Annotated in this window: 10 protein-coding genes and 1 pseudogene; 7 read left to right on the top strand and 4 right to left on the bottom strand. The window is 47.0% G+C overall.

The window, feature by feature from the left end; genetic code table 11:
* The 5 genes from H6F93_RS14230 to H6F93_RS14210 all read left to right on the top strand — a co-directional run.
* A partial coding sequence (locus H6F93_RS14230) for an AAA family ATPase (RefSeq protein WP_190681756.1) occupies nucleotides 1–996 on the top strand: 996 nt, incomplete at its 5' end.
* Nucleotides 997–1,106: 110 nt separating this feature from the next.
* The gene (locus H6F93_RS14225; RefSeq protein ID WP_190681753.1) at nucleotides 1,107–2,387 is read left to right on the top strand and encodes a tetratricopeptide repeat protein; all 1,281 of its coding nucleotides are present in this window, start codon (nucleotides 1,107–1,109) and stop codon (nucleotides 2,385–2,387) included.
* A 35-nt stretch (nucleotides 2,388–2,422) separates the two neighbouring features.
* Complete coding sequence (locus H6F93_RS14220) at nucleotides 2,423–3,625, top strand: class I SAM-dependent methyltransferase (RefSeq protein WP_190681750.1); 1,203 nt, start codon at nucleotides 2,423–2,425, stop codon at nucleotides 3,623–3,625.
* A gap of 21 nt (nucleotides 3,626–3,646) precedes the next feature.
* Nucleotides 3,647–4,174, top strand: a complete 528-nt coding sequence (locus tag H6F93_RS14215) for an NUDIX hydrolase (protein ID WP_190681747.1) — start codon at nucleotides 3,647–3,649, stop codon at nucleotides 4,172–4,174.
* A 277-nt stretch (nucleotides 4,175–4,451) separates the two neighbouring features.
* Entirely contained in the window at nucleotides 4,452–5,861 is a 1,410-nt protein-coding gene (locus H6F93_RS14210) for a Uma2 family endonuclease (RefSeq protein ID WP_190681744.1), read from the top strand.
* Nucleotides 5,862–6,097: 236 nt separating this feature from the next.
* On the opposite strand, the gene H6F93_RS34680 is transcribed toward H6F93_RS14210, so the two are convergent.
* From H6F93_RS34680 to H6F93_RS14195, 3 genes and pseudogenes are all read right to left on the bottom strand, one after another.
* A complete protein-coding gene (locus H6F93_RS34680) occupies nucleotides 6,098–6,634 on the bottom strand; it encodes a tetratricopeptide repeat protein (protein WP_347277294.1) in 537 nt (178 codons plus the stop codon).
* A gap of 3 nt (nucleotides 6,635–6,637) precedes the next feature.
* Complete coding sequence (locus tag H6F93_RS14200) at nucleotides 6,638–8,566, bottom strand: tetratricopeptide repeat protein (protein WP_190681740.1); 1,929 nt, start codon at nucleotides 8,564–8,566, stop codon at nucleotides 6,638–6,640.
* Between the two features lie 482 nt (nucleotides 8,567–9,048).
* Nucleotides 9,049–9,727, bottom strand: a pseudogene (locus H6F93_RS14195) (IS1 family transposase).
* Nucleotides 9,728–9,739: 12 nt separating this feature from the next.
* Here H6F93_RS14195 and H6F93_RS14190 point away from each other — a divergent pair.
* Both H6F93_RS14190 and H6F93_RS14185 read left to right on the top strand, forming a co-directional pair.
* On the top strand, nucleotides 9,740–9,976 hold the full coding sequence (locus tag H6F93_RS14190) for a hypothetical protein (RefSeq protein ID WP_190681738.1): 237 nt from the start codon (nucleotides 9,740–9,742) through the stop codon (nucleotides 9,974–9,976).
* A 218-nt stretch (nucleotides 9,977–10,194) separates the two neighbouring features.
* Nucleotides 10,195–10,452 (top strand): hypothetical protein, encoded by a 258-nt coding sequence (locus H6F93_RS14185; RefSeq protein WP_190681736.1) that lies wholly within the window; start codon nucleotides 10,195–10,197, stop codon nucleotides 10,450–10,452.
* Here H6F93_RS14185 and H6F93_RS14180 read toward each other — a convergent pair.
* On the bottom strand, nucleotides 10,439–10,625 hold a 187-nt coding region (locus tag H6F93_RS14180), incomplete at its 5' end, for a transposase (RefSeq protein WP_242043459.1). The two genes, H6F93_RS14185 and H6F93_RS14180, sit on opposite strands and share 14 nt — an antisense overlap.

Raw genomic sequence — 10,625 nt, 5'->3', positions numbered from 1 at the left:
ACCGAGATGGACGGGTTTGAGGGAAACACCGGCATCATCATCATTGCCGCAACCAACCGTCCTGATGTCCTTGACTCTGCCTTGCTGCGTCCCGGTCGCTTTGATCGTCAGGTGACGGTTGACTTGCCCACCTATAGAGGGCGACTCGGCATTTTGCAAGTTCATGCCCGGAATAAAAAGCTGAATGAGGAAATTTCTCTAGAGGCGATCGCCCGTAAAACTCCCGGTTTTTCTGGCGCTGACTTGGCAAACCTGCTCAATGAAGCCGCCATTCTCACCGCACGGCGACGGAAGGAGACGATTGGCAATCTTGAAGTCGACGATGCGATCGACCGAATCACGATTGGCATGAGCCTGATGCCCTTGCTCGACAGCAAGAAAAAACGCCTGGTTGCCTATCATGAGGTGGGTCACGCCCTGCTCATGACTTTGTTAAAGAACACTGACCCGCTCGACAAGGTGACGATCATTCCTCGTTCTGGCGGCATTGGTGGCTTTGCCAAACCGCTGCTCAATCAGGAAAGCATTGATGACGGACTGCACAGCCGCGCTAATTTCCTTGATCGGATTACGGTTGCGCTCGGCGGTCGAGCCGTTGAAGAAGAAGTTTTTGGTCACGATGAAGTCACGGCCGGCGCGTCAAGCGATATCCGTGCCGTGGCAAACTATGCCCGGTCAATGGTAACGCTCTATGGTATGTCTGACCTCGGCCCCGTTGCGCTGGAAAGCGGCAGCAGCGAAGTATTTCTGGGACGAGATCTGATGACTCGCAACACGGAATATTCCGAGGAAATGGCCACTAAAATTGACCGTCAGGTGCGATCAATTGTCTTCAACTGCTACGAAGAAGCCCGCCAAATCATCAGAGAAAATCGCGCCTTGATCGATCGCCTGGTCGATACGCTCCTAGACCAGGAAACGGTTGAGGGTGACCAGTTCAGGCAAATTGTTTCCGAATACGTAGACCAACCTGTAGCGATCGCCTCTCAGTCTTAGGAATCCTAAAAGGTTGGCTATACAATCGATTCTGTGTAGGGGCGGTTCGCGAACCGCCCCTACGCATTTTTTACTTGCTAACTTAGACACATCCTTCTTCACTGAGCGGCATGAGTCACTATCGGGGAGTTGTCTGGGTCTTTTGTGTCTGCTTGGCACTAAACGGTGCTGCAACCTGGCAAAATTCACCACTGACTGCTAGAGCAGTAGCGCAAATTGAATCGCCACCTGCATCTCTGTCTGATCAAGAACGACAGGAGCTAGAGGAACTTCGGGAAGCAGAGCGAATTCGAGAGGCGATCGAGGAGAATCTAGAAAACAGTGGCGAGATACAGCGACTCATTCAGTCAGAAGTCGATCGTACCTTTGATAGCAGCACAGATTTAATCAACATTCTGCTGACCGTGCTGACGCTGTTACCCATTTCTGCGGCAATCGGACTGTTGCTGTTGCGTCGCAGCGTGATCAACCAGATCGTGTCGGAAACGCGTAAGCAACTGCGCGAAGAAGTAGAGCGACAACTGACCGAAGAAGTGACCTCAGAATTGGCGGAACAGGCTAAGCAATTCAATCACGAAATTGAGACATTGAAGACTGGGTTTATTGAGCAGATTTCAAACTTGCAGAGCCTGTTTAAAGAGCAAATTGTTCAGGCGATCGATAACTTAACCCCGTCTCCAGCGCAGCAAGATACCGTTGCGCCAGAGGTGAAGCGCCGTATTCAAGAATTGACAGAACAATTGAATACGCTGAAATCTGCTGCTCCAGAGTTGCTGCTGACGGCAGATGATCACGCCACCGAAGGAGAAGCATTTTACTTTGAAGGTCGCTATGAGGATGCGCTGAAATCCTACGACAAAGCGATTCAGCTTCAGCCCAACAATCCGACAGTTTGGATCAATCGGGCAATCACGCTAAGACGTTTGGAGCGGTTTGAAGAGGCGATTGCCTCCCACAACCAAGCGCTAGAGCTTGCCCCCAATTCTACTCGCGCCTGGTATAGCAAAGGCTATACGCTAAGAACCTTTGAGCGCTATGAAGAAGCGCTTGCCTGCTATGAACACACTCTGGAGCTCGAACCCAATGCCTTCCGCACTTGGGATAATCACGGCAGCGCACTGAAGGAAATGGGGCGCTATGAAGAGGCGATCGCTTCCTATGATCAGGCGATCGCCATCAACCCTGACTATCCCAACGTCTGGAACCACAAAGCTAGATGCTATGCCCAATGGGGAAAAGTGGAATTGGCGATCGACTGTTTGCAGAAATCAATTGAACTGCAGCCCGAGTATTTTAACGACATCGCTACCGAACCTGACTTTAACCCGATCCGAGAAGCGGTGAAGTTCAAGCAACTGATTCGAGCTAGGCAGTTGAGCCAGATTATTTGAAAGTGTCACAATAAAAGCCGACACGAATATTAAACATGACGGCACTAGAAACAAACGACAGTAATTTGGCGCTTCGTGACCTGATTGCCCAGAAGATTGCAGAAACTTCTGAGCAACGCATCACTTTTGTAGAGTATATGGAATGGGTGCTGTATCATCCGCAGTACGGCTACTACAACACCGATCAGATAAAGATTGGTGCAGAAGGTGACTTTGTGACTTCACCGCACTTAGGCGCAGACTTTAGTGAACTGTTAGCTGAGCAATTTGCTGAGATGTGGCAAATTTTGCAGCATCCCAAACCTTTCACCTTAGTTGAAATGGGTGCAGGGCAAGGGCTAATTGTACAGGATGTGCTGCGATATCTGCATCGACATCATTTTGAGTGCTTTGAAGCATTACGCTATGTGATTGTAGAGAAATCATCTGCTTTAGTTGCGGAACAGCAGCAGCGACTAGCCAAACTCAGCCAATCTTGGGGCAACTTATCCTGGCAAACGTTAGAGGATTTGTCTTCTGAGTCAGTGGTTGGCTGCTGTTTTTCCAATGAATTGGTTGATGCTTTTCCAGTTCACCAACTGGTGATTGAGGCGGGTCAGCTTCGAGAAGTGTATGTCACGCTTGATCAAAATGGTAACTTTACGGAAGTCATCGGAGAGCTTTCAACACCAAAGCTGGAAAGCTACTTTGACTGGGTGGGGGTAAAGTTGCCGTCTGAGATTTACCCTAACGGTTATCGCACCGAGGTGAATTTGGCAGCACTAGATTGGATAGGGGCGATCGCCACTCACCTTGATCGCGGCTATTTACTCACTATCGACTATGGATACCCTGCCAATCGCTACTATAGCCCTGCTCGCGCTCAAGGAACCTTGCAGTGTTACTACCAACACGCGCATCATTCCAACCCTTATATTCACGTTGGACGGCAAGATTTGACTGCCCATGTTGACTTCACAGCACTAGAGCGTCAAGGTGAACTTTCTGGATTACAAACCGCTGGCTTTACCCAGCAGGGTTTATTTTTGATGGCGTTGGGGTTAGGCGATCGCCTCTCTGCCCTCTCTAATCCCACTTCAGACCTAAGCCTGCAAGCTACCCTTCAGCGACGAGAATCGCTGCATTCATTAATGAACCCAATGGGTTTAGGCAACTTTGGGGTGTTGATTCAAAGTAAAGGATTAAGTGAGGAAGAGAGAGGGCGATCGCTCAGAGGTTTGAGAATGCCCTCAATGTAATCCTTTATTTGTCAACAACCTATGAAAGAGTTAATGCCCTGGAAATTACTGCATTCTGAACTGGTATTTGATCATCGGTGGTACAAGGTGCGGCAGGATGTAGTGGAGTTGTCTAATGGGGCGATCGTCGATGACTACTTTCTCAGCGTTAGACCTGATGTAGCACTGGTGTTTCCGGTGACTGCAAAGCGAGAAATTGTCTTTGTTCGTCAATACCGTCACGGTGCAGGAAAAGTGTTGATTGAGCTTCCGGCGGGCACCTTCGATCCACAAAAGGAGAGCGCTGAATCTGCTGCCCTACGCGAACTTCAGGAGGAAACAGGATATCGTGCCACTCACTTAACCAAATTAGCCACACTCTACGACAATCCAGTGAAGGAAACAAACAAAATCCACCTATTTCTGGCTGATAACGTTGAACTGGTTTCTGCTCAAAACCTCGACCACACCGAGGAGATCGAGGTTTTGCTGATTCCAATTGATGCAGTTCAAGAGAAGTTGAGTCAAGGTGAGATCAGTGTCTCTGGCACCGTTGCTGCAGTCTTGTGAAGGCATAAAAAAGTTAAACAATTTTGCAGCCTAAAAGTCCCTATTTTTCGTTCACTATTTAACCTACAAAAAATAAAGTTAAACAATTTTTATTCTTCTTGTTGAAGAACAAACCACATTAAAGCCAAATTTGAAATAAAAAAGTTAAACAATTTCTAAAAGCCTTACTCGTAAAGGGATTTGGTATACTCCTTCAAAAGGACGTAGCTTGCCAAACTTAGAAGATTTTGAATTTTGCAGCTAGAAGACAAGCCTAGTTTCAGGAGGCGATCGCTCCTTGTATCTCACCGCTGAAGAGTTGTTTGAATCCTTCTCTAACCACCGACCCGAAGGCAAACTGGAACTAGTCGAGGGTCGTCTAGTTGTGGGCAACACGATCGTCGGCAGCCGCTTGCTGCTAAGACAAGTTCTGCAAGGCTGGAGGGCAGATGCCGCGATCGCCCTTGCTCCTATGAATTTGTGGATTGAGGCGTTGCAGGTAGGATTCAATCTACCTTCCTCTACTGAAGGCGATCGCTTCTCTGTCCTTCAAGATTTAGAAACAGCCTGTGCTGATGTCGAGTACCAACCAGAAAATTTAATTCCCGGTGAGGGAGTTGCCAACTACCCCTATTATCCCCATCATGGTGTGCGGCAATATCTCTCAACTTGCTTGCATGATGTCGCCGAGGACTTAGGTGGGCAAGCGTTTGGTCGAGACTTTGTCATGCGATTGGGGGAGAACGGTTTTACACCTGACCTGATGTTCTTTAAGTCGAAAAACCTGAATCAGCTTTATTCCTGGTATCTTAATGGACCTGCTGAATTAGTGGTTGAAGTTCTCCTATCAGGACACGAGTATTGCGATCGCATTGCCAAGCGGGATTACTATGCATTATCTGGTGTACCTGAATGTTGGATTGTCGCTCCTCAACGACAGCAGATTGAGTTTTTGCGCCTGCTTGAGGGACAGTATGAGCCACAGGTGCCAGATGAGGATGGCTGGTATCGACCGAGCAGTGTTCCAGGTTTAGCATTTCACTCCAGTCCTCTATGGAACGAAGAGAACTGGTATGGGGGACGAGCGCAGCCGAAGCTATTCGTCCTTGAAACGGAACCGCAGTCCTTCCAGCGAATTAAGGTGATTGAGAGTGCCCAGTGGGGCAGCCTCCCCTTTGCTCCCCATCTGCAGCTAGAGCCTACGCTAATCCAATTTGACGAATACATTAGCTGGTGTCCGCCAGCAAAGTTTGAGTTCTTTGATGGCAAGCCGCAGATTAGCTACAAACGAGGCACAAAGCGGGTGCTTGAGTTGTTATTGATGACGTTTGGGCTGGCGAGCGCGGTGAAGGTACTTCCACCTCAAGCCTGGGTGCAAGCACTTCGACAGCGAGTGCTGTCAATGCAGCAAGATGAACAGCGGAAAGCTGAGTGGTGGCAGTTGGCACAACAAGCAGCATCCGTTCTCCGAGAACAGTTTGGTATCCAGCGGGTGGGAGTCATTGGAGATTTAGTCTGTCCTCAACCGTTGAACTATTGGTCTGAGATCCAGTTGGTAGTTTGGGAAATGGATAGGCGATCGGGCTTAGACATCTACAAAGCCCTTTCAGCCGTGAGCGAGGAACCAAAGATTCAACTAATTAATGTAGAGAAGGACTACCTGACGACAGAGGAGAAAGAGGTAATCGAAGGGGCGATCGCCATTTGAGTTTAATCGCTTAACACACGATTAGAAGTGATTGGCTTCAAAGGTCTTTTGTCTAATGAGTTCTCACTTCCTAGTCCTTCTCCAATTTGACGGATACATTAGCTGGTGTCTGCTGGCTAAGTTTGAGTTCTTTGATGGCAAGCCGCAAATTAGCTACAAACGAGGTACTTGGATTGTTGTTACTGATACAAAAGCATCTCCTGGACAAATTATGTATGTCCAATTTTGCCTACTGACTAACGCTTTCCAAGATCCCAAAGCTGCTGTTCAGCCAATTGTTGCATTGCTGGATCTTCAGTTGATTGTAATACTTTCCTAAAGTTACTAATAGCTTCATTTTCATTGCCTAGTTCAGTATAAACACGTCCTCGGCGGTAGTAGGCATCTGCATAATTCGGATTGAGGTCTATTGCCTGACTGTAGTCAACGATGGCTTGCTGGTAGCTGCCCAACTCGGTGTAGATAGCCCCCCGGTTATAGTAAGCCTCAGCATACTCTGAATCGAGTTCAATCGCTTTGTTGATATCAGCCAATGCCTGCTGATGATTGCCTTGAGATAAGTAAGCCACTCCCCGGTTATTGTAAGTCTCAGTATACTCTGGATCGAGTTCAATCGCTCTGTTGAAGTCAGCCAATGCCTGCTGATGATTGCCTTGAGATAAGTAAGCCACTCCCCGGTTATTGTAAGCCAAAGCATCGTTAGGACTGAGTTCTATTGCTTTATTGTAGTTATCAATCGCCTGCTGATGGTTATCTAGTTTAGCGTAAGCAATTCCTCAATGGTAATAAGCCAAAGCATCGTTAGGATTGAGTTCAATTGCTTTGTTGTAGTTGTCAATCGCCTGCTGGTGGTTACCTAAGGAGAAGTAAGCAAGCCCACGAGTCCTGTAAGCCAAAGCATTGTTAGGATTGAGTTCGATTGCTTTGTTGTAGTTATCAATCGCCTGCTGATAGTAGCTAATGTGAGCATACAAGGTTCCTCGATTATAGTAAGCCAAGGCGTCGTTCGGATTAAGTTCAATCAACTTGTTAAGGTCATCAATCGCTTGCTGATAATTGCCTTGCCCAGCATATGCAATTCCCCGTTCATTGTAAGCCAATGCTAAATTGGGGTTAAGCTCAATTGCTTTGTTGTAGTCAACAATTGCCTGTTTATAATCTCCTACCGCCAGATAGGCATTGCCCCGGTTGTAATACGCTTCAGCGTAGTTTGAATTGAGTGAAATGGCTTGTGTGTAATCTTGAATTGCTTGTTCATAATCAGCCTGATTAAAGTAGACATTTCCCCGATTGTTATAGGCAAGAGCATCATTCGGTGCTAATTCAATTGCTTGATTGTAGTTTTCAATAGTGCGTTCATAGTTGTCCTGTTTGGCAAAGGCAATTCCTAGGTTGTTATAAGCTTCTGATAAATTACGGTTAAGCTGAAGTGCCTGCTCATAATCGCTAACTGCTTGGTCAAGATTATCCCGTTGTGCATAAGCAATTCCTCTATTGTTATAAACTTTCGCCAAATAGGAATTGAGATCGAATGTTGAGCTTTCAGCGTTATGGAAACGACCGCCGCTTGAATTAACTTCCAAGCTTCTCCAGTTCTGGGCAGTTCTAACAGAACTAGAGCTGAGTAAAACGAGGGGATGAGTATTTGTAGTTTCAGCAGACAAATATTGCGGAGAAAATATACCTTTTTCGAGAGAGGTAAGAGTACTGTCAGAAATAATTTCGATTGCTTGAGTATAGTGAGTAACTGCACATTCAAAATATCTTTTATGGTTGCAAGCATCTGCAAGGTGCTTAAGAACTATACTTCGATCGAGCACCAATACACTTTCGCGTTGTCTTTCTGCCTGCTTTAATGCCTCATTCAACAGAACAATTGCGCTATCCCAGTCTCCTGCGGTGTATCGCATCATGCCCACAGTAAACAGCGTCAAATATGCCATTTCTGCTGAAAGCCGATTCTGTAATATGAAATGATCTAGCTCTGCAACAGCAAATGTCCGAATTTGCCCTTTCGCTTCCTGACCAAGCTCCGGAAACCCTTTAGGTGGCTTCAGTACCTCAAAATTGGTACTGACCCTCGCCTCTGCTGACTTGCTATACCAACCCCAAATAACAATAGCAGCTTTTTCCTTTTCTCCTTTGCTACGAGCCGTATCACTATCTTTTATAGTTTCAGGAAGCCTTTTTATCTTAGTATCAGCATAGCTTCCTGTCGCTTCTCGCAATTCTTGATAAATTACTTCTGTAACACGGTGGTCTTGTAGATCAGGTCCATCGAATTCAGTAACTACAGTAACAACTGTTCTAGCTGGAAGATTTTGTATACGTTGCCAAGACACAACCCCTGCAGTCATCAAGAATAGAATGGCAAGGATGCCAATTCGCGCTGAACGACGGATGGTTTTGCGTCGCTGTTCTTTGGCACGTTGGACCTGAATCAACCTGTCGTCGTATGGAGTGATGATAGAAGGGCTTTTATCCTGCTCTTCAGGTTTCCAGAAGCAAGCGTAGTACAGACAGGTGAGCAATAAGAGCAGAACGCCCAGAATTAGCGAGAGCATGGTAACCAGCCCAGCATTGCCTTGCACAAGCTGAAAAAAGCCAACAACGCTGGTAACCAAGCCAATGGTGCCAATAATTGCACCTGTAGTCTGCTGAAGCAGTTGGGATAGCCCTTTCCCAGAACCATTGTAGTTGCTCATGTCACAGTTCCTAAATACTGGAACACACAATGTTAGAGATGCTTTGACTCTATCCTAAGCAACACCGAAACTAAGGAAAACTTCAGGTTATTACCTATTTTGAATGAAAAATTTGATTTAGCAAATCACAACCGCAGTAGCCCTACGGCAAACCTCATACTCGATCGCCCTTTCCACTTCTTCTGAGTAATTTGGTCTAATCCTGCCATCCAAATCACTCAAAGCCAAAGATAAAGCAAGGGCAGCTTTGCTAGTGTATCAGCTCAACCAACTTTAGCGATGGATAGCGATCGCTTCAAAACTGCCCCTAGCGTTCCAATCTTGCTCGTAACAATCTGCTCGAGCAGGAGTAAGGAACTGTTTTTAAACGTTGATTAAGTTGCTTTAGATTTCCAAGTTCGTTGGTTGTTTGTGAGTCTGCGAAGCATTAATCGAATCATCACGATATAAATCATGGGCGTTGCACAATGGGTGAATGATCATCACAAAGCAGGCACTTGTCGATGCTTCAAGTAGTAAACCAACAAGCGAATCGATGCTTGGAGCATCTCAATGGACTTGGAATAGCAGAAGGTCTTGCGGTGCAGCCGCGCCAGATAGTGTCGTAATCGACTGTTCTCCCCTTCAACCCGAGTCATTGCCGTTTTGCTCACGAGATGATCGCCATTTTCTATCAGGCAGGGGTAGACCGGATAGCCGTCGGTAATGTACAAAAAGCAGCACCAGCCTCGAATCATCAGCCAGAGCAATCGAAAGGTGGCTAAAGACCGGTCACCTACTACCCACTTAAGAATGCCAGGAGCTTTGGAGTTTACGGCAATCCAAATCCAGACTTTGACTTTTTTGAGCCAACAAAGGTTTGCAGTTCATCCACTTGAGCTGATTCGGGAATTTCGTAGTTTTCATCGGGCAGAGCTTGAGCAGCTTGTTTAACCCAGTTAATCACGGTGTTGTGACTACGCCTGTGACTCGTTCGATGGCGCGAAAGCCCATGCCATTGAGATAGAGGGTCAAGCAGTGTGCTTTAACATCTGAGGAATAGCCTTGAGGAGTGTAAGTTTCACGAAATTGGCGACCACAACTGCGGCACAAGTAGTTCTGAATACCGCTGCGTCGTCCGTTCTTGACGGTTTGGTTGGAGTGACAGTGTAAACATTGCATCATACTTCTATTGTGCAACGCCAACGTTGGAGTCGGACGGAGGATGGGCAGAAGGTCATTCAGTACGTGATCCAGATTGAGAAATACCCCACCAATATTAGTGAGGGGCAGGACATTTCGATCGGGGGCGGGCTGGATCGAAAGCTGCTGGAGGAAATTTGGGATTTATTACAAGCACAAGTCGCCTCTCCCGCTTTAGAAATTAATTGGCAGCAGGTCAGTCGCCGGTTACTGGAGGAACGGCTCTAACTCACAACCAACCCAATGACCCGAGGTGAGGATATTGCCTATTGGGTTGGTTGTGAGTTAGAGCCGTTGGGATTGGTGGAACGGAAGAAGGTGCCGCGCCGTAAAGAGGATGTATCCCCTGATCGAGGATCAGGGTTGTACCAAGAAGGACAGGAACAGGAACGTTCGCTCTGTCGCTTGGAAAAGAATCGCCTCAGGGTTCTGAGTTGGTGGAGGAAGTGGAGGTTACTCAGAAATTTGAGCATGAGCAATTTCTGGAACAGGTCTTGCAGCAGGGGCAAAGTCCTAAACGCCAGGGAAGACGGATTACCATTATTGGAGAGCCAAGTGCCGGAAAAACAACGCTACTGCAACAAGTTGCTCGATGGACATCGGAGAAGTTTCCTGAGTCCATCGTTATTTGGATATCGCTAGCAGATTTACAGAGAGACACACTGGAAACCTACTTAACGTCAGTTCGGGTTAAGCAAAAGTAGGCAAAGCGTTGTCAATGAGCAGAGAGGGCTTTTTGGGTTGGTGGCAGTACGCGATCAAGTCGCAGACTAAGTTGACTAAGCAGTTGACCGGGGAGCGATGGCGAGAATGTTCAATCTGAGAAATGTTTTTGAGCTGGTCAATCACAGACTCAATAATGGCTCGTCGGCGCAAG

Source organism: Leptolyngbya sp. FACHB-671 (assembly GCF_014695745.1).
Taxonomy (GTDB): Bacteria; Cyanobacteriota; Cyanobacteriia; order Elainellales; family Elainellaceae; genus JAAUTN01.
Note: the sequence above shows the minus strand (reverse complement) of the source record. Positions and strands in the feature narration are given on the sequence as shown.

Excerpts from the sequence above, each read along its gene's own strand:
- H6F93_RS14225 (WP_190681753.1), top strand. The coding sequence starts at position 1,107 with ATGAGTCACTATCGGGGAGTTGTCTGGGTCTTTTGTGTCTGCTTGGCA.
- H6F93_RS14220 (WP_190681750.1), top strand. The coding sequence starts at position 2,423 with ATGACGGCACTAGAAACAAACGACAGTAATTTGGCGCTTCGTGACCTG.
- H6F93_RS14215 (WP_190681747.1), top strand. The coding sequence starts at position 3,647 with ATGAAAGAGTTAATGCCCTGGAAATTACTGCATTCTGAACTGGTATTT.
- H6F93_RS14200 (WP_190681740.1), bottom strand. The coding sequence starts at position 8,566 with ATGAGCAACTACAATGGTTCTGGGAAAGGGCTATCCCAACTGCTTCAG.